This window comes from Streptomyces sp. DH-12, assembly GCF_002899455.1.
In the GTDB taxonomy this organism is placed as follows: Bacteria; Actinomycetota; Actinomycetes; order Streptomycetales; family Streptomycetaceae; genus Streptomyces.
Genome location: NZ_PPFB01000001.1, coordinates 5,129,677 through 5,155,168, shown reverse-complemented (window position 1 = coordinate 5,155,168; position 25,492 = coordinate 5,129,677). Strand labels below are relative to the sequence as shown.

Genomic DNA, 25,492 nt, shown 5'->3' with positions numbered 1-25,492 from the left:
CCACTGGGGGGTGGCATGACCGCCGAACCGCTGGAGCGCACCCTGGACCGACCCGGGCTCGGGGAACCCGATGGGTTCCCCGAGCCCGGGCGATTGGTCCTGCGGGGGGCCCGGGAGTCCGATCTGCCCGAGCTGCGCCGGCTCGACGAGGAAGTGTTCCAGGAGGTGGCCTATCCCGCCTTCCTGCTCCGCCAGCTGTTCGACGTGTACGCCGAGCACTTCCTGGTGCTGGACGACGGCGCGGGCGGGCTGCGCGGCTACGTCCTGGCCGCGACCACGGCGTTCAGCCGGGACAGCTGGATCCTCGGCCTGTGCGTGACCGAGGGGGACCGCCGGCACGGACTGGGCCGGGAGCTGATGACGGAGATCCTGGAGCTGCTGCGCCGGGACGGGACCGAGACGGTGCGGCTGACGGTGGAGCCGGCCAACCGGGCCGCGATCCTGCTCTACCGCTCCCTGGGCTTCGTCCCGGAGGAGCCGGACGGGGGTCTGCGCCGGGACTACTTCGGCCCGGGCGAGCACCGGCGGATCATGCGCCTGGAGCTTCACTGAGGCGTCCGCTTCCCGTGGAGACGGTCAGGACGCTCTCGCCGAGACGTCCGCTCCTCGCGAAGGCCGTCGAGGCACCTCCGCCGAGACGTCCCGCTCCTCGCGGAGGTCACCCGGAGCCTCGCTGAAGCGTCCACTCCTCGCGGAGGCGGTCAGGACGGCGTCCGCGCCGCGGCCAGCAGGCGGCCGACGTCGTCGGAGCAGATGGTGAGGGCCGCGCCCACCGTGGCGAGGACGTCCCGTTCCGCGGGGGTGTACGGACCGTCGGCCAGCGCGATCCGGGCGCCCTGGAGCAGGATGGCCTCGCGTCCGGGGCCGGCGAGGTGCGGGGCCAGCGGGTCCAGCGCCTCGTGCAGCTCGATGGACAGCCCCGCCGTGCAGGGCTCGCCGGTGAAGCGGCCGGTGTCCGCCTCCAGCGCCTCGACCAGCGCGGCCAGCTGCTCCTCCGTGCAGTCCTCGATGCCGGCCGCGCGCACCCCGGACGCGGCGGTCTCCAGGGAGGCGCGGGAGCAGGCGCCGCCCGCGGCGAGCACGGCGAGGGCGACGGTGTGGACGGCGTCCCGCAGCATCGCGGAGAAGCGGGTGGTCGTGGGGTGGTCCAGCACGTCGGTGCCGAAGTGGCCGCGGCAGGCGGCGCACTCCACGGTCGGCGCGCACACCCCGCGCGGCAGCACGGGCACGCCCAGCACGGTGAACCGGCGGCGCCCGGTGAGCCGCTGGTAGTTGCGGTCGCCGCCGCAGCCGGGGCAGAAGAACTCCCCGTCGCCGACGGCGGTCCACGCGGTGCGGGTGCCGAACAGACGGCGCGCACGCCGGGTGGCAGCGGTACGGCCGTCGGGTTCCCGTTCTGGCAGCACGTCGCACCTCCATCAACGCCACACAGCACCGTCGCCGCGCTTGCGTGATGTTAGCCACATCGAGAGGCGGAGTCAGTACCCAGGGCGAGACCTTTCCGTGACCTCCACGGCGATTGGCCGGTAAACGACGCCGGGCCCCGCCCGCCGGCGACGGCGGACGGGGCCCGGGATTCACCCCGACCGGCTGATCAGCGGGCCGCGCGGTTGACCGCGGAGACGACCGCCTTCAGCGAGGCGCGGGTGGTGTTCGCGTCGATGCCGATGCCCCACAGCACCTTGTCGCCGACGGCGCACTCGATGTACGAGGCGGCCTGCGCGGAGGCGCCCTCGCTCATCGTGTGCTCCTGGTAGTCCAGCAGGCGCACGTCGATGCCGAGGCCCTGCAGGGCCTCGAAGAAGGCCGAGATCGGGCCGTTGCCGGTGCCGGTCAGGGTGGTCTCCACGCCGTCGACCGTGGCCTGGACGGTGAGGGTGTCCACGCCGTCGTGGTCGGTGGTGCTCTGGCCGCCGGCGACCTGGATGCGGCCCCAGGGGTTGTCAGGGTTGGGCAGGTACTCGTCCCGGAAGACCGCCCAGATGTCGGCCGGGGTGATCTCGCCGCCCTCGGCGTCCGTCTTCGCCTGGATGATCTTCGAGAACTCGATCTGCATCCGGCGCGGCAGTTCCAGCTTGTGGTCGTTCTTCAGGACGTACGCCACACCGCCCTTGCCGGACTGCGAGTTGACCCGGATGACGGCCTCGTAGGAGCGGCCGACGTCCTTGGGGTCGATCGGCAGGTACGGGACCGCCCACTCGAGGTCGTCGACGGTGACGCCCTTGGCCCTGGCGTCGGCCTCCATGGCGTCGAAGCCCTTCTTGATGGCGTCCTGGTGGGAGCCGGAGAAGGACGTGTAGACCAGGTCGCCCACGTACGGGTGGCGCGGGTGGACCTCCATCTGGTTGCAGTACTCCCACGTACGGCGGATCTCGTCGATGTCGGAGAAGTCGATCTGCGGGTCGACGCCCTGCGAGAACAGGTTCATGCCCAGGGTGACCAGGTCGACGTTGCCGGTGCGCTCGCCCTGGCCGAACAGGCAGCCCTCGACGCGGTCGGCGCCGGCCATCACGGCCAGCTCGGCGGCGGCGACGGCGGTGCCGCGGTCGTTGTGCGGGTGGGCGGACAGGCAGACATACTCACGCCGGGAGAGGCGGCGGTGCATCCACTCGAAGCGGTCGGCGTGCGTGGACGGCGTCGAACGCTCCACGGTGGCGGGCAGGTTGAGGATGATCTCGCGGCCCGGGCCGGGCTGGTAGACGTCCATCACCGCCTCACAGACCTCCAGCGCGAAGTCCAGCTCGGTGTCGGTGAAGATCTCAGGGCTGTACTGGTAGCCGAATTCGGTCTCGTCGCCCAGCAGCTTCTCCGCGTACTCCATCACCAGGCGGGTGCCGTCGACGGCGATCTGCTTGATGTCGTCCTTGGAGCCGCGGAAGACCACGCGGCGGAATACCGGGGCGGTGGCGTTGTACAGGTGGACTGTCGCCCGCTTGGCGCCCTTCAGAGACTCCACCGTGCGCTCGATCAGGTCCTCGCGGGCCTGGGTCAGCACGGAGATGGTGACGTCGTCCGGGATGGCGTCCGGGTCCTCGACGATGGAGCGGACGAAGTCGTAGTCGGTCTGGCCGGAGGCGGGGAAACCGACCTCGATCTCCTTGTAGCCCATCCGTACCAGCAGGTCGAACATCGCGCGCTTGCGCACGGGCGACATGGGGTCGATCAGGGCCTGGTTGCCGTCGCGCAGGTCGGTGGAGAGCCAGCGGGGCGCGGTGGTGATCCGCCGGTCGGGCCAGGTGCGGTCGGGGATGTCGACCTGCTCGTACCGGCCGTACTTGTGGATCGGCATGGGGCTGGGCTGCTGGCGGTTCGCCATGATGCGGGGCTCCTCGATGGTCCGCGGGGTGTCCTGGGGACGGCCGACGGCGCAGCGCCAAACTCCGCGGGGAGGGGGTCGGCCTCTAACGCAGACCCTCACCGCGGCAGCTAAGGAGAAGCAGCCCGAAGTTCATGATGTTCCGGAGCTTAACCGAGTCGCCCACCGTGCGGAGGTCCGTATCAGTATGCGGGACCGGACGGACCAACAGGACAAAGAGTGCCGTATACCACTCCACGCGGGATCCGGAGACGGAACGAGGGCGGATTTCATCCGTCACGGTCGCAGGTTGATAGCAGTCAGCGACAGACCCGTCACGCAGTGCGATGGTGCTGACATGACCGCGAACGGGGGCCACGAGCCCGTCTTCTGCACCATCATCCCGCCCCACGTCCTCGACCGGTTGTCCCAGTCCGAGGACCCCCTGATCCACGGCCCCGCCCGCCGCACCCTGCGCCGCGACGCCTACGAGCGCACCCAGCGCCGGCTGACCACGGTGGTCGGCGCACCGGCCGTCACCACGCGCGCCGGAGCCGAGCCGGGCAAGCCGCAGCGCACCGTGTACGACGCCGGGCACGGCACCGACCTGCCCGGCGAGAAGGCGCGCGGCGAGGGCGAGGACCCCGGCCAGGACGCCACCGTCAACCGCGCCTACGCCGGTCTCGGCGCCACCTTCGAGCTGTTCCTGAAGGAGTTCGGCCGGGACTCCATCGACGGCAGCGGGCTCCCGCTGGACGCCACGGTCCACTACGACCTCGACTACAACAACGCGTTCTGGAACGGCGAGCAGATGGTCTTCGGCGACGGGGACGGCGAGATCTTCCTCGACTTCACCCTCGCCGTCGACGTCATCGGCCACGAACTCGCCCACGGCGTCACGCAGTACACGGCGAACCTCGACTACTTCGGCCAGTCGGGCGCGCTCAACGAGTCGGTGTCGGACGTCTTCGGCGCGCTCATCAAGCAGTACACGCTGGGCCAGACCGCCGGGGAGGCCGACTGGCTGATCGGCGCCGGCCTGCTCGCCCCGCGCGTCACCGGCACGGCCCTGCGCTCGATGAAGGAGCCCGGCACCGCGTACGACGACGACGTGCTCGGCAAGGACCCGCAGCCGGCGACGATGGACGACTACGTGCACACCGGCCGGGACAACGGCGGCGTGCACATCAACTCCGGCATCCCCAACCACGCGTTCTACCTGGCGGCCACCACCCTCGGCGGGCACGCCTGGGAGCGCGCCGGGCAGGTCTGGTACGACGTGCTGACCGGCGGGGAGCTGGCGCAGGACGCCGAGTTCACCGACTTCGCGACGCTGACCGTGAAGGCGGCGCGCGCCCGGTACGGGGAGGGCGAGGAACTCGTGGCGGTGACCAAGGCGTGGGAGCGGGTGGGGGTGCGCACGCTGTAGTTCCGTACTAGACACGGACCATGCGTATTCAGGTACGGCGCACGGGCGGCTTCGCGGGCATCGAGCGGCAGGCCGAGGTGGACACCTCGGGACGGGCCGACGCGGCGGAATGGCACGCCTTGGCCGAACAGGCGATGGCGGCCGGCGGACCCACCCCGCCGGCCGGCGTCCCGGACGGTTTCAGCTACCGGATCACGGTGGACGGCAGAACGGTGCACTGCGCGGACCCGGGGCTGACGGAGGAGCAGCGCGTGCTGATCAGGAGGGTGCTGAAGGAGGGCGCGTGACGTGCTCCCCGGACTGAAGCGAAGTTACGACAACGGCTCCACAACCCCAGGACCGTTCGCCTTCGACTGATCCCCGCTCACCTGCGGCGAGTGCCGTGCACAACGGGTGTTCCCGGAGGGCCATCACCCTCCGGGAACACCCGTTGTTCACGGCAGACCACTCCTCGGTCCGCTGGGGCCGGTGACGCGCCCCGGCCAATCATCAGGAACGGGAGTAAATTCCGCTGAACGCGCCCTGCCGAATAAACCTTTCAGCGAACTGGGGGGCAACCCAACGAGGACATGACCCATTCGTCTGACAACGGGTCATGCCGACTGATTCCGTTCACAACCCAGGAACCATCCCACTCAATGCGCCAGATATCGCCCTGAAAGTTTTCATACTCCACGAAGCTACCTGGAGCCCCTTCGAGGAGCTTGAGTTCATTGAGTAGGACATCCGGCGTAGTAAATCCCCGGAAAGATCCTACGCTACCCCCGCCAGTTTTGCTGTTCTCATGTTTCATACGCAAGAAGGGAACAGGGGGGCGTGTCATTATTGATGCGCGGAGCATTCTATGGAACCTGTACATGATTTCCTTGATGCTCTCGCTGCCCGAAAATTCACACCGGTAGGCCGGAAAGACTGCTGTGACAGCCTCGTTCAGCCTCTCATCCCTCCCGGCATAGTATCCGTGCACCGCCGAGGGGACAGCAGCGATGACGTCGAACCTGTACCCTCCGCAAGAAAATCCGGGAGTCACCGTCACCGCCTCCCCGCTCCCGCTCGGATCCATGGGGTGATTCCGCGAGAAAAGCAGCACTTCCCTGACCAGCGCCTCATTGAATGAATCGAGCGTATTCACCTGATAAAGTCGGTCCCCCTCCTCGTCCAGTGCGAGCGAAAAAACAAAGCTCGGCGTGGGCGACCACCTCCAAGCTCGATCAAGGCCAGAGAATTCTTCGATCCCGTCGATCCTCGACACAGCCTCCTCGATACCCACAGAATTCTTCCTTCCTTCTGCTCCTGACGGGCCACACCAAGCCGGGTCGGCGTGGGTACGGTATTTGTACCGCACCCACGCCGACCCGGCTAGAACACTACCGCACGCGACACAACTCCCCCAGGATTGCGGGTTCCCCTACCCAGAGTAATTGGGGCCCGTGTCCTGCCTGTAGCGGGCAGTCATGCCGCCGCCAAGACTGGAGTTGAGGCTCCTGCGCATAGGGACAAGGTTAGCCACATCGTTGTAAAAGTCATTCCTTTCCGCTCGGCTCGTGTTGTAGCCGACAGTGTTCCAATGATCGACCACGGCAGTCAGGTGCTCGTAGGTCAGCTCATTGTCCGGAATGACACTACCGTACTGATCGCGCCAACTGCCGTTGTAGTGATACTTAGCCCTCATTGCCTGATGAGTGGTGGCACGATAAACACTCGGGTACTGGTTACTGCGGTCGAGGCGATTGGCAGAAGTATTGGGATTGCTGCCCATCGTCCCGTTGGCGAGCCGCGGCTGGCCTCCGGATCCACATGTACAAGTGGCGGAATGATTCGCCTGGCTACCGCCACAGTTGTGGACGAGGACCGGCGTGTCCTCAGCCAGTACGTAGTACGTGTGGGTGTCGCCGACGGTGAGGTTGTGGACCGTTGCGCCAAGACTGGTCCAGCGTTCGACTGCGGTGATCTGGACGTGTGTGCCGGCGCTGGTGCGGAGCCACTGGCCGGGCTGGAGGTCGGTGGCGTCGAGCCATGCGCCGAGTTCGGGGACCCAGAAGGGGTGGCCGTCGGTCGCGGTGACCTCGGCGGTCTTCTCGCCCTTGTCGCCGTCGCTGTCGATGACGACCTTGACCAGGTGCTTCAGGCCCTCGCCCTTGATCTCGGCGGTGACCGTCTCGATGCGGGTCTCGCCGGTCTCGGGGTCGGTGGCGACGACCTTGTCGCCGGCCTCGACCTCCTCGATCGGCTTCGTCGTGCCGTCGGCCATCAGGACCTTGGTGCCGGGCACGAAGCTGTTGCCGGTCGGGCAGGAGCCGCCGCTTCCGCTGCTGCCGCCCTTGCTCCGGGAGGAGCCGCCGGAGTTGCCGCCCGGCTTGGAGCCGCCGCTCTTGCCGCCTGCGGAGCCCTTGCTCACCGAGGACGCCTTCGGGGCCGCCTTGGCCTGGGCCTGCTTCTGGACGGGGTTACCCGTCTTCTTGGTCTGCGCGACCGCCTTGTCCGAGGTCCGTTTCGCCTGCTCAGCCGCCTTCTTCTTGGCGCGTTGCGCGGCTTCCTTCTTCGCCTTCTCGATCGCGGCCTTCTTGGCCTTGATGGTGAGCAGCTGCGCGCCGTCGGGGCCGTAGAGGTAGCGGGTGTCGTTCTGCGGCGCCCACTGCTGCTCGGCCTTGCCGGCGTCACAGGTGGCGAGGACCACCGGGGTGGCGTTGGCGGAGTTGCCGCCCTGGACCGTGAGGCACAGAAGGTGGTCCTCGTCCGGACGACGCGCTGGGTGCGGGTGTCGTCGCCGGTGCCGGAGGACTTGGTGTACGCGATCTCCTCGGGCTCGGTGACCCGCCAGGCGATCAGCGGGCTCAGCCCGTCGCCGCGGTTTCGCCGGCCCAGCTCGGTGGCGGCGGGCACGGTGACGCTGCGGGACAGCCAGTCGGTGGCGCTGGTGTAGGTCAGCTCCTCGGCGATGCGGCCGGCGAACGCCTCACGGTCCTTGGCGATCTCCGTGCCGGTGATGTGGCGCCTGCAAGCCCGGTCCCGGCGCGGGCGTGACCATCGGCAAGACGAACATCACCCTGTCGGCGAACGCCAAGGACGCCGACGGCAACCTCCGTGAGCTGCAGTTCCGCTTCTGGAAGAACGGCGGCACGGTCCCGGCGGCCAGGATCGCCAAGCCGAACTCCAGCGGCACCGCCACGGTGCAGATCCCCGTCACCTTCCCCCTGACCGACAAGACCACCTACTCGTGGGACGTGCGCGCGGTGGACACCGAGAACGCGGCGTCCAGCTACTTCCCGCCGAACACCAACGAACCCTGCCGGATCACCGTCGACGCCACCGCCCCACCGCAGCCCGAGATCGAGACCGAGGACTTCCCAGAGGCCACCTCCGACGGCCTGACCTGGGCGAAGAACCCTTCGGCACGACCGGCTCGGTGACGTTCGTCTCGACCGGCGCGACGAGGTTCCGCTACACCATCGAGGGCCTGGGGTGGACCGAGGTGCCGGCCACGGGCGGAAAGGCGACCGTGAGCCTGGCGCCCGCCCACGCGGGACCGAACTGGCTGCTGGTCCACGCCTACGACGCCTACGGCAACCAGAGCGTCCGCACCGACTACGCCTTCTACGTCCCGCCCCGGGACAAGGCCGACGCGCCCTGGGACACCAGTGGTGACGGCCTCCCCGACCTGCTCATCGTGGACGCGGCCGGCAAGCTGATGAACTGCGTCGGCAGTGAGGGCGGCGAGCTGTACGGCTGCCTCGGCGCCGCCTACACCAAGGACGCCAGGACCGGCGAGACCACGCTGCACCCCGCGGACCACTGGTACGACCCGGCCACCGGCAAGGCCGCGCTGATCACGCACTACGCGGACGCCTTCCCCGGCGACGGCACCACCGACCTGTTCGCGGTGACCCCGGACGGCAAGGCGTGGCTGTACCCCGGTGACGGCTACGGCAGCTTCGACGTGGGCGAGCGGATCGCGATCCGGCTGCCGTCGAACGCCCCCGCACCCTCCACGTGGACCCAGATCAGAGCGGTCGGCGACATCACCGGCGACCGCCACCCCGACCTGGTCCTGCGGGCCGGCGCCCAGTTCTGGACGCTGTCCGGCTACACCGGAGGCACCTTCCGGGAGGCCACGCTGATGAACTCCGACGCCTGGGCCCGGCGCGAGATCGTCAACGTCGCCGACATCAACGGCGACAAGACGCCCGACCTGCTGTGGCGCAACCTGGACAACGGCAACATGTACGTCCGGCACGGGCGGCCCGGCCCCGTCAGCGGCAGCGTCGACCTGGTCTCGCTGAAGCTCGCCACCGGCTCGCTCAACGGCGACGTGGGCTATGGCACCAACTGGTCGGAGGCCAACGTGGCGACCGCGCTCGGCATCCCCGACGTCAGCGGCGACGGCATCCCGGACATCTGGGCGCGGCTGCGCTCCGACGGCGCGACCCGGATCTACCACCCGTCCCGGGCCAGCACCGGCCCCTCGGTGAAGACCGTGCTGAGCGTGGACTGGAACGCGGTCAAGGCCTTCGGCTGACGACCGCGGCGACACCCCCGACGGGCCCCGGCCTCCCCTGCGGGAGCCGGGGCCCGCGGTGGTTCGACCGGGTCCGGCGATCAGGGAGAATGGTCGGCATGAGTGTTCGTACCCAGTCATCCGACCAGCCGGCCGACGCCGTCCACCGGGCCGGTTTCGCCTGCTTCGTGGGCCGTCCCAACGCGGGCAAGTCCACCCTCACGAACGCTCTGGTCGGGCAGAAGGTGGCGATCACCTCGAACCGGCCGCAGACCACCCGGCACACCGTGCGCGGCATCGTGCACCGGCCGGACGCGCAGCTGATCCTGGTGGACACCCCCGGGCTGCACAAGCCGCGCACCCTGCTCGGCGAGCGGCTGAACGACGTCGTGCGGACCACCTGGGCGGAGGTGGACGCGATCGGGTTCTGTCTGCCCGCCGACCAGAAGATCGGCCCCGGCGACCGTTTCATCGCCAAGGAACTGGCCGGGATCAGGAAGACCCCGAAGATCGCCATCGTCACCAAGACCGACCTGGTGGACGGCAAGGCGCTCGCCGAGCAGCTGATCGCCGTCGACCAGCTCGGCAAGGAGCTGGGCATCACCTGGGCGGAGATCGTCCCGGTGTCGGCAACCGCGGGCAAGCAGGTGGACCTGCTCGCGGACCTGCTGATCCCGCTGATGCCCGAGGGCCCCGCGCTGTACCCGGAAGGCGACCTCACCGACGAGCCCGAGCAGGTCATGGTCGCCGAGCTGATCCGCGAGGCCGCCCTGGAGGGCGTGCGCGACGAGCTGCCGCACTCCATCGCCGTGGTCGTCGAGGAGATGCTGCCGCGCGAGGACCGCCCCGCCGACAAGCCGCTGCTCGACATCCACGCCAACCTCTACATCGAGCGCTCCAGCCAGAAGGGCATCGTCATCGGCCCCAAGGGCAAGCGCCTGAAGGACGTCGGCATCAAGTCCCGCAAGCAGATCGAGGCGCTTCTCGGCACGCCCGTCTTCCTCGACCTGCACGTCAAGGTCGCCAAGGACTGGCAGCGGGACCCCAAGCAGCTGCGCCGCCTCGGCTTCTGACCGTCACCGGCCGGGCCGGCCCCGCTGCTCGCGCAGCAGCTCCCGGTACCAGGCGTACGACGCCTTCGGCGTCCGCCGCTGCGTCGCGAAGTCCACGTGGACCAGACCGAAGCGGCGGGCGTATCCCTCCGCCCACTCGAAGTTGTCCAGCAGCGACCACACGAAGTAGCCGCGCACGTCCACGCCCGCCTCCACCGCCCGGTGCAGGGCGCGGACGTGGCCGTCCAGGTAGGCGACGCGGTCGGTGTCGTCCAGGCCCTCGTACGCGCAGCCGTTCTCCGTGACGACGACCGGGGGGAGCCGGTCGCCGTAGCGTGAGCGGAAGCCGGTGAGCAGCTCGGTCAGCCCCTCCGGGACCACCGGCCAGCCGAAGTCCGTCACCGGGTACCCGTCGATCTCCCGTACCGAGAAGGGCAGTCCGGCCGGCATCCGGACACCGCCGAACTCGGTCTCGGCGCTCTCGGCGTCCTCGGCGCCCTGGGGTGCGCCCACTCTCGTCGGCGCGTAGTAGTTGATCCCGTACCAGTCCAACGGCTCGGCGATGACCTCCAGGTCCGCCTCGACGTCGCCGGGCATCAGCTCACCGATGCCCTCCGGGTAGCGGCCGAGCAGCAGCGGTTCGGCGAACAGGCGGTTGAGCAGGACGTCGTAGAAGTCCGCGGCCGCCACGTCCGCCGCGTCCTCGGAGGCGGCCCAGGTCGGGCCGTGGGAGTTCGCGACGCCGATGTCACCGGCCCCGGCCGCGCGCAGCGCCCGTACCGCCAGGCCGTGCGCCAGCAGTTGGTGGTGGGCCACCGGCAGCGCGTCGAACAGCAGCGTCCGGCCCGGCGCGTGCACGCCCAGCGCGTGGCCCAGCAGGGTGTGCTCGGCGGGCTCGTTCAGGGTGATCCACTTCGTCACCCGGTCGCCCAGCCGCGCGACGACCCCCGTCACGTACTCCGCGAACCGCTCCGCCGTGTCCCGCTCCAGCCAGTCCAGGTCCGCCGGAAGGTCCCAGTGGAACAGCGTCGGCACCGGCCGCACCTCCGCTGCCAGCAGGTCGTCGACCAGCCGGTCGTAGAAGTCCAGGCCGCCCTCGGCCCGCACCCGCGGCCAGGACACCGAGAAGCGGTACGCATTCACGCCCAGGTCCGCCAGCAGCGCCACGTCCTCGCGGTGGCGGCGCACGTGGTCGCAGGCCACGGCCGCCGTGGACCCGTCCCGCACCCGGCCCGGCTCGGCCGTGAACACGTCCCACACGGACGCCTCGCGCGCGTCGACCGCGCCCTCGATCTGGTGCGCCGAGGTCGACACACCCCACAGGAAGCCGGCCGGGAAACGGGGCATCGGACGCGTCGTCACCATGGCCCGGATCATCCGCACCGGCTCCCCTCGGCGTCAACGCCCTTGCCGTTGACACGACATCACCGGGCGTCCGCGTCCCAGGACCGGGCCCCGCGTACCGCCTGGTCACCCTGGCGATGCACACTGTCGGGGCGAATCGAGTGAGCAGAGGACGGGGAACCGGGTGGCAGTTCGCAGTTGGTGGAGCAGTCGCAGAGCGAACGCCCAGATCGACCGATTCGTCGCTGCGGTGAACTCGGGGCGGGCTCTGGTCGCCGATGCCACCGCCTATGAGGCACCCGAAGCCCCCCACGGGGTGGCGGGCGTCTTGGAGGTCCACGACGACCACGTGCACTTCAAAGCGAACTCGGAACTCACCGCCTCGGACGGCGGCTGGCACACCTCCCGAGCTCAGATCACTGAAGTGCGGGACGGCGACGAGCCGGGTGAGCTGGTGATCGCTTTCCGCGCCCCGGGGCCTTTCCAGGCCGTCGTGGTGACACCTGTGATGCATGCGGACAAGTGGCGCACCCTGGTCACTGGTTGAGAGGAAGTACTCGCGGAGGCTCTCCGGCGTGCCGCCCGTACAGCCGGTTCTGCCCAGCGGCCGGCGCAGGCACAGAGCGAGCCGATGGTCACCACCGGTCGGAGGACTTCTTGGCGGCCTTGACGCGGGCGGCCTCGGCGATGAGCCGCTGCCGCTCCGCGTGCGGCGCGTTCAGCTCCGCCGTCAGCCGCACCTCGGCAGCGGACGTGGTGGGCTCGATCTGCCGCTCCGCACCGCCGCCGTAGCTGCCGCAGTCGGCGTTGACGGTCGCCGGCCCGGGGGCCACGCCGGCCGGCGGCCTCCTGCCGGGCCGGCGTGTCCCCCAATGCGCGGAAGGCGTCGCGCGACGAGTGCGGCGGCGGGCCGGATCAGTCCGCCGTGAGCGTCTCGCGGACCGTGCCGTCCGGGCCGGCCACCAGCACCGGCGTCTGAGCCCCGCCCAGGTCCCGTACCGCCGCGAGGTCCTCCGCGGAGGCCGATTCCGCCTCCGTCACCACCGCCGCCGCCTCCAGCGAGGTCGCGCCGGACGCCACCGCCATCGCCACCGCCGTGCGCAGCGCGCTGAGCTTCAGCGAGTCCAGGGCGACGGTGCCGGCGGCGTACGTGCGGCCGGTCTCGTCGCGTACGGCCGCGCCCTCGGGCACGCCGTTGCGGGCCCGGACGGAGCGGGCCAGGGTGACGATCTTGCGGTCCTCGGGGTCGAGGTCGGGAGTCTCGGTCATGACCCGAGCATAAGGGGGCGCTACGGGCGGTCGAGGCGCAGGCGTTCGGCTCGGGGGAGGCCGGCGACGACCAGGTCGTAGGAGTCCTCGACCAGCTCCGTGACCAGGCGGTCCGGAAGGTCTCCGTCCGCCGTCACCGTGTTCCAGTGCCGCTTGTTCATGTGCCAGCCGGGGACGATCAGGTCCGGGTGCTCGGCGCGGAGCCGGATCGCGTCCTGCGGGTCGCACTTGAGGTTGACCTTCAGCGGCCGCGCGCCCAGGTCCGTCAGGGCGAACATCTTCCCCAGCACCTTGAAGACCGAGATCTCCGGATTGAAGGGGAACTCCTCCACCGCCGCGTTGAAGGACAGGCACAGGGCGCGCAGCCGCTCCGGGGTCACTCCTCCCCCGCCTCCTCGCCGGACGGCGGGTCCACCGGGCCCGTCGGACCCACCGGCTCCACCAGCACCGTCACGATCTTGTTCCGGCGTCCGGCCGCCGCCTCCGCCGTCAGCCGCAGCTCGCGGCCGTCCGGCAGCTCCACCACGGACGACGCGCCCGCGATGGGCACCCGGCCCAGCCGCTTGGCGAGCAGTCCGCCGACGGTCTCCACGTCCTCGTCGTCGAACTCCTCCAGCCCGTACAGCTCGCCCAGGTCGGTGATGTCGAGGCGGGCGGTGACCCGGTGGCGGCCCTCGCCGAGCTTCTCCACCGGGGGCAGCTCGCGGTCGTACTCGTCGGTGATCTCGCCGACGATCTCCTCGAGGATGTCCTCGATGGTGACGATGCCCGCGGTGCCGCCGTACTCGTCGACCGCGACGGCGACGTGGTTGCGCTCCTTCTGCATCTCGCGCAGCAGGTCGCCGGCGTTCTTGGTGTCGGGCACGAAGAACACGGGCCGCATCGCCGTGGACACCAGGTCGCTCTCCGCGTCCCGGCTGATGTGCGTCCTGCGGGCGAGGTCCTTCAGGTACACGATGCCGACGATGTCGTCCTCGCTCTCGCCGGTCACCGGGATGCGGGAGAAGCCGGAGCGCAGGGCGAGGGTGAGGGCCTGGCGGATGGTCTTGTACCGCTCGATGACCACCAGGTCGGTGCGCGGCACCATCACCTCGCGCACCAGGGTGTCGCCCAGCTCGAAGACCGAGTGCACCATGCGGCGCTCCTCGTCCTCGATCAGCGACTCCGCCTCCGCGAGGTCCACCAGCGCGCGCAGCTCCGCCTCGGAGGCGAAGGGGCCGTGCCGGAAGCCCTTGCCGGGCGTGAGGGCGTTGCCGATGAGGATCAGCAGCGAGGGGATCGGGCCCATGATCCGGGCCAGCGGCACGAGCACGTACGCGGCGACCGTGGCCGTGTTCAGCGGGTGCTGCCGGCCGATGGTGCGCGGGGAGACCCCGACGGCGACGTACGACACCAGGACCATGACGGCGATGGCGACCAGCAGCGCCTGGGCCGTGCCGTCGAACTCGCGCACGCTGCCGTAGGTGATCAGCGAGGCGGCGGACATCTCGCAGATGATGCGGACCAGCAGCGCCACGTTGAGGTAACGGGTGGGGTCGGCCGCGATCCGGGCGAGCTTGGCGCTGCCCCGGCGCCCGGACCGTACGGCCTCCTCGGCGCGGAAGCTGGAGACGCGCGCGATGCCGGCCTCCGCGCACGCGGCGAGCCAGGCGACGACGACGAGCGCGAGCGCCCCCAGGACGAGTGGGGCGCTCATGAGACGGTCGGGGCCGGAGAGGGGCCGGTGAGACCCTTCTCCGCGCGCCAGCCGTCCACGATGGCCGCCTGGAGGCCGAACATCTCGGCCTTCTCGTCCGGTTCCTCGTGGTCGTAGCCGAGCAGGTGCAGCACACCGTGGACGGTGAGCAGCTGGAGCTCCTCGTCCATGGTGTGCCGCGTGGGCGCCTCGGCGCCCTGTCTGGCGGCGACCTCGGGGCAGAGCACGATGTCGCCGAGCAGCCCCTGCGGGGGCTCGTCGTCGTCCTTCGACGGGGGCCGCAGTTCGTCCATGGGGAACGACATGACGTCCGTGGGACCGGGCAGGTCCATCCACTGGATGTGGAGCTGCTCCATGGCGCCCGCGTCCACCACGATCACCGACAGCTCGGAGAGCGGGTGGATGCGCATCCGGGCCAGTGCGTAGCGGGCGATGTCGAGGATCGCCTGCTCGTCGACCTCGGTTCCGGACTCGTTGTTGACGTCGATCGACATCTGGTGCTCGGTCTACTTCCCCTTGTGCCCGGACCGGCCGCGGCCGCCCTTGTGGGTGCCGTTCTCGGTGCCGTGCTGGCTGTCGTACTTCTCGTACGCGTCGACGATACGGCCCACCAGCTTGTGCCGGACCACGTCGTGCGACGACAGCCGGGAGAAGTGGACGTCCTCCAGGCCCTCCAGGATGTCCTGGACCTGGCGCAGACCGGACTTGGTGCCGTCGGGCAGGTCCACCTGCGTCACGTCACCCGTGATCACGATCTTCGAGTCGAAGCCGAGGCGGGTGAGGAACATCTTCATCTGCTCGGGGCTCGTGTTCTGGGCCTCGTCGAGGATGATGAAGGCGTCGTTGAGCGTGCGGCCGCGCATGTACGCCAGCGGCGCGACCTCGATGGTGCCCGCGGCCATCAGCCGGGGGATCGAGTCGGGGTCGAGCATGTCGTGCAGCGCGTCGTACAACGGGCGCAGGTACGGGTCGATCTTCTCGTAGAGCGTGCCCGGCAGGAAGCCCAGCCGCTCGCCCGCCTCGACCGCGGGCCGGGTCAGGATGATGCGGTTGACCTGCTTGGACTGCAGGGCCTGCACCGCCTTGGCCATGGCCAGGTAGGTCTTGCCGGTACCGGCCGGGCCGATGCCGAAGACGATGGTGTGCTTGTCGATCGCGTCCACGTAGCGCTTCTGGTTGAGCGTCTTGGGGCGGATCGTGCGGCCGCGCGAGGACAGGATGTTCTGGGTGAGCACCTGGGCCGGGGTCTCCTGGCCGTCGCTCTCCCCGCTGTCGCTCGCCTTGAGCATGGCGATCGAGCGTTCCACTGCGTCCTCCGTCATCGGCTGCCCGGTGCGGAGCACCAGCATCATCTCGTCGAACACGCGCGAAATGAGGGCGACCTCCGTGGCGTCGCCGACCGCGCTGATCTCATTGCCCCGGACGTGGATGTCGGCCCCCGGGAAGGCCTTCTCGATCACACGCAGGAGGGCGTCGCCGGATCCCAGCACGGTCACCATGGGGTGCTGGGCGGGAACGGTGAACTGCACTCTCGCCTGCCCCTGCGCGGGGGTGTGAGCTGTGGGTGTATGAGTCATGGGCCGGCTCTGAGGCCTGCGGTTCCTCCTCGTCACGGCCGCGCAGCTGAGGGCGGCCTCGCGACTCCCAGGGTACGACGGAGGGGTGACAAGCTCGTAGGCCTTTTATCCGACCGGGCGATCGACCCCGTTCGCCCTCTTCCCCACGGGCGCTCCCTCACGCCGCTCCCTTTCCCCACGGGCGCCGTCTCACGCCGCCCCGCCTCCCACGGGCGCCGTTCCTCACACCGCCCCGCTTCCCGGGAGCCCGTCTCACGCCGACCGGCGGAATCCGATCGTCGGCACGGCCCGCCGCAGCGGCCACGGGCGCACCGCCTCCTCCGGGACCAGCCCGGCCAGGAAGCCGTACCGGCGCAGCGCGGAGGGGTCCTGCCCCTCGACGGACTGCACCCGGTGCCACCACGCCGCGATCTCCGCCCATCCCGGCGCGGACAGCGAGCCGCCGAACTCCTGCACGGACAGCGCGGCCGTGAGCCCCCCGAAGGCGAGCCGGTCGGCCAGCGGCCAGCCCGCCAGGGAGCCGGTGACGAACCCGGCGACGAACACGTCCCCCGCCCCGGTCGGGTCCAGCGCCTCCACCTCGATCGCCGGGACCGACGCGGTCTCCCCCGTACGCCGGTCCACCGCGTACGCGCCCTCCGCGCCCAGGGTGACCACCGCCACCGGCACGTACGCGGTCAGGGCGTGGGCGGCGGCGCGCGGGCAGTCCGTGCCGGTGTACCGCATGGCCTCCGCCGCGTTCGGCAGGAACGCCTCGCAGTGCCGCAGGTCGGGCAGGCCCGCCAGGTCCCAGGCCCCGGTGTCGTCCCAGCCGACGTCCCCGAAGATCCGGGTGCCCGTGCGGGCGGCCTGGGCGACCCAGGGGGCGCTGCGGCCGGGGGTGAGGGAGGCGACGGCGGCACGCGCACGCGGCGGACAGTCGGGCGCGGGCTCCTCGGGGGGCGGTTCGTGGCCGTGGGAGACCATCGTGCGCTCGCCCTCGTACGCCATGGAGACGGTGACCGGGGAGTGCCAGCCGGGAACCGTGCGGGACGGGGAGAGGTCGATGCCCTCGCCCTGCTCCAGCGCGTCCCAGCAGTACTCGCCGTAGTGGTCGTCGCCGAAGGCCGCCGCGAGGGAGGTGCGCAGGCCGAGCCGGGCCAGGGCGGTGGCCATGTTGGCCACGCCGCCCGGGCTCGACCCCATGCCGCGCGCCCAGGACTCGGTGCCGCGCACGGGGGCGCAGTCGAGCCCGGTGAAGACGATGTCGAGGAAGACGGTGCCGGTCAGGTAGACGTCCCAGGGCGGGTCGTCCGGGCCGCGCAGGGCGGCGAGCGGGTCGATCTGGGTCGGGCAGGACGGTCCCGCGACTAATTCCTTCCCGGCTCTCCTGCCGTTCCTCTTCCCGGTGGACGCCATCACGGTGCGCTCCCTGACGTGGTGCGGTTTCAGCCAGTGTGCACCACGCCGCCGACAGCGAGAACGCCGTCACGCCGAGCCGACCCGGGCGCCGTCACCAGCGGGGCACGGCGGGCCGGGTCCAGGCCGGGTCGGCGATGCGCATGGCGGCCTCGTCGTCGCGGTCGCGCAGCGCGCCGTCGTCGTCCAGCCACCGTCGGTGCAGGAACGCCAGCCGGTCGCGGTCGAGTTCGACGCCGAGGCCCGGCGCGTCGGGGACGCGGACCGTGCCGCCTTCGAAGGCGAGCCGCTCGGTGAGGACGTCCTCCGACTGCCAGGGGTAGTGGGAGTCGCAGGCGTGGTGCAGGTCGGGCACGGTCGCCGCCACGTGCGTCATCGCGGCGAGGCTGATGCCGAGGTGCGTGTTGGAGTGCATGGAGACGCCCACGCCGAAGGCGCGGCAGATCGCCGCGAGGTGCCGGGTGTTGCGCAGTCCGCCCCAGTAGTGGTGGTCGGAGAGCACCACCTGCACGGCGTCCCGGGTGAACGCCTCCTTGATCTCGGCGAACGTGGTCACGCACATGTTGGTCGCGAGGGGCACCTCGGTCCGGGCGGCCACCTCGGCCATCGCGGACGTGCCGAGGGTGGGGTCCTCCAGGTACTCCAGGACCTCCCCGAGCTCCTCGGCCACCTTCAGCGAGGTCTCCACGGACCAGGCGCCGTTGGGGTCGAGGCGCAGCGGGTGCCCGGGGAAGGCGGCGGCCAGCGCGCGGACGGCGGCGATCTCCTCCTGCGGCTCGAAGACGCCGCCCTTGAGCTTGAACGACGTGAAGCCGTACCGCTCCTTGAACCGCCGGGCCTGTTCGACCACGCCCGCCGGGTCGACGGCCGCGCCCCAGTCGTCCTTCTCCGCCGCCACGCCCTCCGGGTGCTCGGCCCACTTGTAGAACAGGTACGCGCTGTACTCGACGGCGTCGCGCACCTTGCCGCCGAGCAGGGCGTGCACGGGCAGACCGAGGCTCCTGCCGAGGGCGTCGAGGGAGGCGACCTCGAGGGCGGAGAGCACGGACAGCCGCAGCTTGTCGGCGGTCTGCACGCCGCGCAGTCCGCCGGCGTCCACCTGCCCGCGGACCCGGGCGGCGTCGACGGCGACCTGGTCGGCCTCGGCGAACAGCCGGTTCAGGTCGTCGACCCGGTGGCCGACCAGCCGGTCGGCGAGCGGGCGGGCCAGGTCCAGGTACTTGGTGTCGCCGTACGTCTCGCCGAGCCCGGTGATCCCGTCGGCGGTCACCACCTCCACGATCAGCCGGGGGGTGTACGGCTGGTGCACGCCCTGCGTGTTGAGCAGGGGCGGGTCGGCGACCAGGACCGGGGTGAGACGGACCTCGGTCACGGTCAGGCCGGAGGCGGATGCGGTCACGGGGCGGCTCCTACGAGGTCGGGTCCGGCGGCGAGCGGGGTCCTGAGGACGGCGAGGTCACGGGCGGACGGGCGGGTGGCTCATCTCCGTATATGGACGGCATCCATGTATGGGAACGAAGGCTAGAGGGGTGAATCAGGGGCGTCAACGGTGCGGCGGGCGACTGTTCGACGGTGCCGGGGGCGGGGACGCGGCGACTCCGTACAGGCAAAAAGCGCGCTGCTACCCAAGGCCTGAAACCCCCAAACACAGGAGTGACTTAGATCACATCGATCTCACTCCCGTTGCGCTGCCCCCGCTTGATACAAATTGCCCGCGCGTTCTCGTCCGTCGACGGCCGTCGCCCCCACATCTCCTTCCTCGCTTGTCGCACCGTCCCCTTCGCACGCCCTGGGAACGCCCGTGTACGCCCCTCGCACCACCCCCTGGCCCCTCGTCGCCCTTTTCACGGCCGGGTACCTCGCCCCGTATCTGCTGCCGACCACCGTCGGCCGGCTGGAACGCGGCCTGGATCTCTCGGCCACCCAGGCGGGGGCCGTCGGCAGTCTGCTGCTGCTCAGCTCGGCCACGGCCGGGTTCCTGCTGGCCTCCCGCGTCGAGCGGACCGGGGCCCGGACCCTCGCCCGGCTGGGCCTCGTCCTCGCCGCCGTCGGCTACGGCGGGGCCGCGCTCACCACCGCCGTCCCGGCCGTCGTCGCCGGGGCCGTGATCGGCGGGTTCGGGTCGGGCACGGCCACCACGGTCGCCGCCACCCGGATCGCCGCGGAGAAGGACCCGCACCGGGCCTCCGCCCTGGGCCTGCTCAGCGTGTCCGCGCTGGCCGGCGCGGTCTATCTGACGGTGCCGCACCTGCCCGGGCACGGACTCACCCTCGCCGCCATCGCCCTCACCGCGCTCGCGGTGTGGCCGCTGACCTCCCGGCTGCCCGGCGGCACGCCCGGCCCGCTCGCGGCGGAGGCGGCGGGGGCCGACGGCACCGGCGCCTCCCGTCTGCCGCACCGACGGTCGGGGATGGTGCTGGCCGGGGCGATGCTGCTGTGGTCCCTGGCGCAGAACGCGCTGTGGGGCGTCAGCGGGCGCATCGGCGTCGATCAGGCGCACCTGTCCGAGCCGACCGTGGGCGTGGTCTTCGCGGTGGCGCTGGGCGCGGGACTGCTGGGCGTGCTGGGCGCGGGCGCGCTCGGCTCACGGCTCGGGCGCGCGCTGCCCATCGGCGGCGGCACGGTCGTCATCGCCGGCTGCATCGCGCTGAGCGCCTCCGCGACCGGGCTGGGGAGCTTCGCCGCGGGCGAGATCGCCTGGAACACGGTCTATCCGGTGGTGCTGTCGTACCTGATCGGGCTGGCCGCCTCGCTGGACGCGCGGGGGCGCTGGGCGGTGCTGGTGGGTTCGGCGTCCTCGCTGGGCACCGCCGCCGGGCCGCTCACCGGGAGTGTGCTGTCCGCGCAGGCCGGCTTCCCGGTGATGGGCGCGGTGCTCGCGGTGGGGCTGCTGCTGGTCGCGGTGCCGATGACCGGGGTCGCGCTGCACACGGGCGGACGGCCGCTGCTGCCGGGAGCGGTGCGGCGGCGGGGTGGCCATCCGGCGGCGCTGGTCGCCGCGACGACGGGCACCCCCTCGGGTGCGGTGCCGGAGGTCGGGGCGCCGGAGCAGCCGGTCGTCGAGATTCCCCTCGACGGCACTCCGGAGCCGGCGCGGACCGCCTACGACACGGCGGCGGCCACGCGGGCGCCGGGCGGGAGGTGAGGGTCGCGTGGGCCACGGACACCGGGCCCTGCTCCCGACGACGGGGGCGCGCACTCGCGCCGACCGGCAGGCGCCTCCCCCGGAGGAGGCGCCCCCAGCGCCCTGGAAGCACCTCCCAGGCCGTTGAGGCGCCGGGGAGGCGCGACCGTCCGCCGCCACGTCAGCGGCGGGGCGGCTGAGCGCCGCCGTGGTCAGCGGCGTTTCGGGAGCGGGACGCGCTGCAGATCGCGGGCCACGGTCAGGTCGGCGTCGTAGCCCGCCGCGCGGGCCTGGCGTTCGAACTCCTCCGGGTCGGAGTACCGCTGGCTGAAGTGCGTGAGCACCAAGTGCCGTACGCCCGCGTCGCGGGCGACCCGCGCGGCCTGGCCGGCCGTCAGGTGGCCGAACTCGACGGCCATCTCCTCGTCCTCGTCGAGGAACGTCGACTCGATCACCAGCATGTCGCAGCCCTCGGCGAGCGCGTACACCCCGTCGCACAGCCGGGTGTCCATGACGAACGCGAACCGCTGTCCGCGCCGGACCTCGCTGACGTCCTCCAGGGCGACCCCGTCGAGGGAGCCCTCGCGCTGAAGGCGGCCCACGTCCGGGCCCTGGATGCCGTGCGCGGCGAGCCGGTCGGGCAGCATGCGGCGGCCGTCGGGCTCGACCAGCCGGTAGCCGTACGCCTCGACGGGGTGGGAGAGCCGACGCGCCTCCAGCGTGTAGCCGGGGGTGCGGACGAGCGGGCCGTCGGTGTCGACGGGGGCCTCGAGGAGGGCGACGGTCTCGCGGTAGGCGGTCGCGTACCGCAGCCGGTCGAAGAACCGCTGCCCGGAGCGCGGGTAGTGCGCGCTGACCGGGTGCGGCACCTTGTCGAGGTTGATCCGCTGGATCACCCCGGCGAGCCCCAGCGAGTGGTCGCCGTGGAAGTGCGTGACGCAGATCCGGTTCACGTCGTGCGCGGCGACCCCGGCGCGCAGCATCTGCCGCTGGGTGCCCTCGCCGGGGTCGAACAGGAAGCCTTCGCCGTCCCAGCGCAGCAGGTAGCCGTTGTGGTTGCGGTGCCGGGTCGGGACCTGGCTGGCGGTGCCGAGCACCACCAGTTCACGGACGGACAACGGTCTATCCGGGGGGCCACTCGAGACCGCGGCCGCCCAGGACGTGGGCGTGCGCGTGCCACACGGTCTGGCCGGCGCCGCTGCCCGTGTTGAACACGATACGGTAGCTCTCCAGCTTCTCCTCGTCCGCCACGGCCTGCGTCTCGCGCAGGACGTCCGCCGCGATCTCGGGCGCCGCGGCGGCGAGGGCCGCGGCGTCCCGGTGGTGCGCCTTCGGGATCACCAGGACGTGGGTGGGCGCCTGGGGGTTGATGTCGCGGAACGCGACGGTCGTGTCCGTCTCCCGCACGATCGTCGCCGGAATGCTGCCCGCGACGATCTTGCAGAACAGACAGTCGTCCTGAGGTTCCCCTGCCATACGCCCTCCTCGACCCGGTGATCATCACTACAGAGGCATGCTACCGACCCGGCCCCGGGCCGTCGTGCCGCCCGCGCGCGGTCACGGCAGCTCCGGCGGCGCCTTCGCGGGGGTCGCCTCCAGCGCCTCCAGCGCCAGCCGCACCGCCTCGTCGAGCTGGACGTCCCGCCCGGCGGCGTGGTCCTGCGGGCGCTGGACGACCTCGACGTCCGGGTCGACGCCGTGGTTCTCCACGTCCCAGCCGTGCCCCTCCAGCCAGAAGGCGTACTTGGGCTGGGTGACCAGCGTGCCGTCGACCAGCCGGTAGCGGCTGTCGATGCCGATGACGCCGCCCCACGTGCGGGTGCCGACCACCGGCCCGATGCCGAGCGCCCGGATCGCCGCGTTGACGATGTCCCCGTCGGAGCCGGAGAACTCGTCGGCGACGGCGACGACGGGCCCCCGGGGCGCGTCGCGCGGGTAGCTCTCCGCGCGCATCCCGCGCGGCAGGTCCCAGCCGACGATCCGCCGGGCCAGCTTCTCCACCACGAGTTGCGAGGTGTGGCCGCCCCGGTTCTCCCGCACGTCCACGATCAGTCCCTCGCGCAGCACCTCCACCCGCAGGTCGCGGTGGATCTGCGCCCACCCGGGCGCCTGCATGTCGGGGACGTGGATGTAGCCGAGCCGGCCGCCGGACCTCTCCAGCACGTACGCCCGCCGGCCGGCGACCCAGGCGTGGTAGCGCAGCGGCTCCTCGTCGGCGAGCGGCACGACGACCGCGTGCCGCGGCTCTCCCCCGCCGGCCGGTGACACGGTCAGCTCGACGGGCTTGCCGGCCGTCCCCACCAGCAGCGGCGCGGGGCCGGTCACCGGGTCGACCGGCTGTCCGGCGACGGCGACGATCGCGTCGCCGGGCCGGACGGCGACGCCGGGCGCGGCGAGCGGTGAGCGGGCCTCCGGGTCGGAGGTCTCGGCGGGCAGGACGCGGTCCACCCGCCAGCTTCCGTCCTCGTGCCGGGAGAGGTCCGCGCCGAGCAGTCCCTGCCGGGGACCGCCGCCGAAGCCGCCGCGCGGGGTGACGTAGGCGTGCGAGGTGCCGAGTTCGCCGTGCACCTCCCACAGCAGGTCCACCAGGTCGTCGTGGGTGGCCAGCCGGTCGAGCACGGGACGGTAGCGGTCCAGCACCGCGTCCCAGTCGACGCCGCTCATGTCGGGACGCCAGAAGTTGTCCCGCATGATGCGGCCGTTCTCGTCGAACATCTGCCGCCACTCGGTGGCCGGGTCGACGAACTGCCGCACCCGGCCGAGGTCGACGGTGATGTTGCTGTCGCTGTCGTCGTCGCCGGAGGCACGCCGGTCGCTGGGCACGACCTTCAGGCGTCCGTCGGTCCACAGCAGCACCCTCTTGCCGTCGCCGCTGACCTCGAAGTGGTCGGCGTCGACGGCGAGGTGCTCGATCCGCTGCTGGGCGAGGTCGTAGCGCTCCAGGTCGGTCCTGGGGTCCGGGCCGTCGGGCGTGGCCCGGGACGCGCCGAGCACGCCGCGCACCGGGTGGCGCAGCCACAGCACGCCGTCCTTGGCGGCGCGCAGGCCGCTGTAGCGGGAGGCCTCGACCGGGAACGGCACGATGCGGTCGGCGAGCCCGTCGAGGTCGATGCGCGTGGTGGGGGTGCCCTCGCTGTCGGGGGTCTCGTCCCGGTCGGGGGTCTCGAAGGGCCGGCCGTGCCGCTGCGGCCCGAACGGCGACGGGGTGGTCGCCGCGAGCGTGATCAGGTACGGCCGTACGCCCTCGACGAAGGCCAGGTCGAAGACGTGCTCGTCGTAGACCGGGTCGAAGGAGCGGGTGGACAGGAACGCGAGGTGCTTGCCGTCGAGGGTGAAGGCGGGCGCGTAGTCCTGGAAGCGCAGCGGGGTCGCCTCGGTGACCGACAGGTCGGTGGTGTGGGCGAGCTTGATCTGGCTGAGCGGGCGCGGACCGGGGTGGGACCAGGCGAGCCAGGCGGAGTCGGGCGAGAAGACCAGCCCGGAGACGTCGCCGTCCTCGCTGCGGTCGACCTCGCGGACCTCGCCGGTCTCCCGCTCGACGAGGAGGACACGGCCGTCGTGGGAGGCGATCGCGGCGCGGCTGCCGTCGGGCGCCATCGCCAGTTCCACGACCCGGCCGAGCCGTCCGGCGGCCAGGCGGCGCGGGGTGGCGCCGGGGGCCGGTCCGGTGGCGGGGGCGAACTCCAGGGCGTCGTCGCCCTCGGCGTCCGTCACCCACACCACCCATTCCTCGCCGTCCGCGCGGAAGGCGCGCGGACGGCGGGCCCGGACGCCCGGAGTGGCGGCGAGCGCGCGGGCGGGGCCGGAGCGGTGGGTGACCCAGTGGACGGTGCCGCGCACGCAGACGGCGCTGCCGCGCGCGGTGTGGTCGGGTGACGCGGAGCCGAACCAGCGGGCCGCGTTCACCGGGAACGGCCGGAGGTCGACGCGCTGCCCGCCGAGCCGTACGTCGAGGCGGCGCGGCTCGGCCGTGTCGAGGTCGTCGAGGATCCACAGCTCGCCGGCGCTGGAGTAGACGACCCGGCTGCCGTCGGTCGCCGCGTGACGGGCGTAGAAGCCCTCCAGGGGGGTGTGCCGGCGCAGGTCGGAGCCGTCGGCGAGGGAGGAGTACAGCGCTCCGGTGCCCTCGTGGTCGGAGAGGAACGCGATCCTCCCCCGCTCCCGGCCGCGCTCGAGCGGGGGGACCCCCGTCCCCGCCCACAGCGGGTACTCGATGTTCCCGTCGAGGTCCTCGTGCAGCCGGACGAACTCGCCGTCGCCCTCGCGGTCGATCCACAGCTTGCCCGCGGTGCCGCCCCGGTAGCGCTTCCAGCTGGCCGCCTCGCGGCCCATCGTGGCGGACAGCAGCACGGTGTGCGGGCCTTCGGCGACGTCGCCGACCGGCCCGTACGGGAGGGTGTCGGCGGGGCCGCCGTCGAGCGGCACGGCGCGCGCCCAGGTGCGGCGCAGGCTCGCCTGGCCGTAGGCGCTCAGCGCGAGGACGCGGCCGTCCGCGGTCCAGCCGCGGACCTGGGTCCTCGGGCTGCCCCAGTGGGTGAGCCGCCGGGCGGGGCCGCCGTCGACGGGGGCGACGTGCACCTCGGGGGCGCCGTCGCGGGTGGAGGTCCAGGCGACGGTGGCGCCGTCCGGGGAGATCCGTGGGTGGTTCACCGGCACGTGGTCCGCGCTGACCCGCCAGGCGCGGCCGCCGTCGAGCGGGGCGAGCCACACGTCGTCCTCGGCGGTGAAGGCGACCAACTCGCCGTGCAGGTGCGGAAATCGGAGGTACGTGCCGGATGCGACCGATGCGGGCTGTGTCACCCGATCACCCTAG

At 71.7% G+C, this 25,492-nt stretch carries 24 protein-coding genes and 1 pseudogene; 9 read left to right on the top strand and 16 right to left on the bottom strand.

The window, feature by feature from the left end:
- Positions 1-15: 15 nt before the first annotated feature.
- Positions 16-552 (top strand): GNAT family N-acetyltransferase, encoded by a 537-nt coding sequence (locus C1708_RS22100; protein WP_106414300.1) that lies wholly within the window; start codon positions 16-18, stop codon positions 550-552.
- A gap of 149 nt (positions 553-701) precedes the next feature.
- On the opposite strand, the gene C1708_RS22095 is transcribed toward C1708_RS22100, so the two are convergent.
- A complete protein-coding gene (locus tag C1708_RS22095) occupies positions 702-1,406 on the bottom strand; it encodes a TerB family tellurite resistance protein (RefSeq protein ID WP_106414299.1) in 705 nt (234 codons plus the stop codon).
- A 188-nt stretch (positions 1,407-1,594) separates the two neighbouring features.
- Positions 1,595-3,316, bottom strand: a complete 1,722-nt coding sequence (gene leuA, locus C1708_RS22090; protein WP_106414298.1) for a 2-isopropylmalate synthase — start codon at positions 3,314-3,316, stop codon at positions 1,595-1,597.
- Between the two features lie 337 nt (positions 3,317-3,653).
- Here leuA and C1708_RS22080 point away from each other — a divergent pair, with 337 nt between their 5' ends.
- Together C1708_RS22080 and C1708_RS22075 are read left to right on the top strand one after the other, a co-directional pair.
- Complete coding sequence (locus tag C1708_RS22080; protein ID WP_106414297.1) at positions 3,654-4,724, top strand: M4 family metallopeptidase; 1,071 nt, start codon at positions 3,654-3,656, stop codon at positions 4,722-4,724.
- A 20-nt stretch (positions 4,725-4,744) separates the two neighbouring features.
- Positions 4,745-5,011 (top strand): protealysin inhibitor emfourin, encoded by a 267-nt coding sequence (locus tag C1708_RS22075; protein WP_106414296.1) that lies wholly within the window; start codon positions 4,745-4,747, stop codon positions 5,009-5,011.
- A 251-nt stretch (positions 5,012-5,262) separates the two neighbouring features.
- Here the strand turns inward: C1708_RS22075 and C1708_RS33785 are convergent, their stop codons facing one another.
- Both C1708_RS33785 and C1708_RS22070 read right to left on the bottom strand, forming a co-directional pair.
- A complete protein-coding gene (locus tag C1708_RS33785) occupies positions 5,263-5,994 on the bottom strand; it encodes a hypothetical protein (RefSeq protein WP_133169080.1) in 732 nt (243 codons plus the stop codon).
- Between the two features lie 552 nt (positions 5,995-6,546).
- A pseudogene (locus C1708_RS22070) lies at positions 6,547-7,299 on the bottom strand (polymorphic toxin-type HINT domain-containing protein); the annotation flags it as partial.
- Between the two features lie 150 nt (positions 7,300-7,449).
- Between C1708_RS22070 and C1708_RS34050 the strand changes: the two are divergent.
- The 4 genes from C1708_RS34050 (at position 7,450) to era (ending at position 10,292) form a co-directional block, all read left to right on the top strand.
- Positions 7,450-7,647, top strand: coding sequence for a hypothetical protein (locus tag C1708_RS34050; protein ID WP_157951287.1), 198 nt, complete (start codon positions 7,450-7,452; stop codon positions 7,645-7,647).
- A gap of 97 nt (positions 7,648-7,744) precedes the next feature.
- Complete coding sequence (locus C1708_RS35860; protein WP_342210908.1) at positions 7,745-8,134, top strand: hypothetical protein; 390 nt, start codon at positions 7,745-7,747, stop codon at positions 8,132-8,134.
- Positions 8,131-9,240 carry an FG-GAP repeat domain-containing protein gene (locus C1708_RS22060; protein ID WP_342210907.1) on the top strand — a complete coding sequence of 370 codons (1,110 nt, stop codon included), beginning with the start codon at positions 8,131-8,133 and terminating at the stop codon, positions 9,238-9,240. Before C1708_RS35860 ends, C1708_RS22060 begins: the two co-directional genes overlap by 4 nt.
- A gap of 98 nt (positions 9,241-9,338) precedes the next feature.
- On the top strand, positions 9,339-10,292 hold the full coding sequence (gene era / locus C1708_RS22055) for a GTPase Era (protein ID WP_106416424.1): 954 nt from the start codon (positions 9,339-9,341) through the stop codon (positions 10,290-10,292).
- Positions 10,293-10,295: 3 nt separating this feature from the next.
- Here the strand turns inward: era and C1708_RS22050 are convergent, their stop codons facing one another.
- The gene (locus C1708_RS22050) at positions 10,296-11,636 is read right to left on the bottom strand and encodes a GH1 family beta-glucosidase (RefSeq protein WP_241911312.1); all 1,341 of its coding nucleotides are present in this window, start codon (positions 11,634-11,636) and stop codon (positions 10,296-10,298) included.
- A gap of 163 nt (positions 11,637-11,799) precedes the next feature.
- Between C1708_RS22050 and C1708_RS22045 the strand changes: the two genes are divergently transcribed.
- Positions 11,800-12,162 carry a hypothetical protein gene (locus tag C1708_RS22045; protein WP_106414294.1) on the top strand — a complete coding sequence of 121 codons (363 nt, stop codon included), beginning with the start codon at positions 11,800-11,802 and terminating at the stop codon, positions 12,160-12,162.
- Between the two features lie 88 nt (positions 12,163-12,250).
- Here the strand turns inward: C1708_RS22045 and C1708_RS22040 are convergent, their stop codons facing one another.
- The 8 genes from C1708_RS22040 to C1708_RS22005 form a co-directional block, all read right to left on the bottom strand.
- Positions 12,251-12,448: a hypothetical protein gene (locus C1708_RS22040; protein WP_106414293.1), complete on the bottom strand. Its 198-nt coding sequence runs from the start codon at positions 12,446-12,448 to the stop codon at positions 12,251-12,253.
- 82 nt (positions 12,449-12,530) lie between these two features.
- Positions 12,531-12,884, bottom strand: a complete 354-nt coding sequence (locus C1708_RS22035) for a cytidine deaminase-like protein (protein WP_106414292.1) — start codon at positions 12,882-12,884, stop codon at positions 12,531-12,533.
- Positions 12,885-12,904: 20 nt separating this feature from the next.
- Complete coding sequence (locus tag C1708_RS22030) at positions 12,905-13,264, bottom strand: MmcQ/YjbR family DNA-binding protein (protein WP_106414291.1); 360 nt, start codon at positions 13,262-13,264, stop codon at positions 12,905-12,907.
- Entirely contained in the window at positions 13,261-14,580 is a 1,320-nt protein-coding gene (locus C1708_RS22025; RefSeq protein WP_106414290.1) for a hemolysin family protein, read from the bottom strand. The genes C1708_RS22030 and C1708_RS22025 overlap by 4 nt, the downstream gene beginning before the upstream one ends.
- A complete protein-coding gene (ybeY, locus tag C1708_RS22020; RefSeq protein WP_106414289.1) occupies positions 14,577-15,074 on the bottom strand; it encodes an rRNA maturation RNase YbeY in 498 nt (165 codons plus the stop codon). The genes C1708_RS22025 and ybeY overlap by 4 nt, the downstream gene beginning before the upstream one ends.
- A 12-nt stretch (positions 15,075-15,086) precedes the next feature.
- Positions 15,087-16,157 (bottom strand): PhoH family protein, encoded by a 1,071-nt coding sequence (locus C1708_RS22015; protein ID WP_106414288.1) that lies wholly within the window; start codon positions 16,155-16,157, stop codon positions 15,087-15,089.
- A gap of 252 nt (positions 16,158-16,409) precedes the next feature.
- Positions 16,410-17,555, bottom strand: coding sequence for a carbohydrate kinase family protein (locus C1708_RS22010; protein WP_106414287.1), 1,146 nt, complete (start codon positions 17,553-17,555; stop codon positions 16,410-16,412).
- Positions 17,556-17,649: 94 nt separating this feature from the next.
- Positions 17,650-18,954 carry a glucarate dehydratase family protein gene (locus tag C1708_RS22005; RefSeq protein WP_106414286.1) on the bottom strand — a complete coding sequence of 435 codons (1,305 nt, stop codon included), beginning with the start codon at positions 18,952-18,954 and terminating at the stop codon, positions 17,650-17,652.
- A gap of 402 nt (positions 18,955-19,356) precedes the next feature.
- Here C1708_RS22005 and C1708_RS22000 point away from each other — a divergent pair, with 402 nt between their 5' ends.
- A complete protein-coding gene (locus C1708_RS22000) occupies positions 19,357-20,700 on the top strand; it encodes an MFS transporter (RefSeq protein ID WP_106414285.1) in 1,344 nt (447 codons plus the stop codon).
- Positions 20,701-20,891: 191 nt separating this feature from the next.
- On the opposite strand, the gene C1708_RS21995 is transcribed toward C1708_RS22000, so the two are convergent.
- The 3 genes from C1708_RS21995 to C1708_RS21985 all read right to left on the bottom strand — a co-directional run bounded on the left by C1708_RS21995 (position 20,892) and on the right by C1708_RS21985 (position 25,479).
- Positions 20,892-21,797 (bottom strand): ribonuclease Z, encoded by a 906-nt coding sequence (locus C1708_RS21995; RefSeq protein WP_106414284.1) that lies wholly within the window; start codon positions 21,795-21,797, stop codon positions 20,892-20,894.
- Between the two features lie 4 nt (positions 21,798-21,801).
- Entirely contained in the window at positions 21,802-22,155 is a 354-nt protein-coding gene (locus C1708_RS21990; protein ID WP_106414283.1) for a histidine triad nucleotide-binding protein, read from the bottom strand.
- 81 nt (positions 22,156-22,236) lie between these two features.
- Complete coding sequence (locus C1708_RS21985; protein WP_106414282.1) at positions 22,237-25,479, bottom strand: S41 family peptidase; 3,243 nt, start codon at positions 25,477-25,479, stop codon at positions 22,237-22,239.
- Positions 25,480-25,492 lie beyond the last annotated feature (13 nt).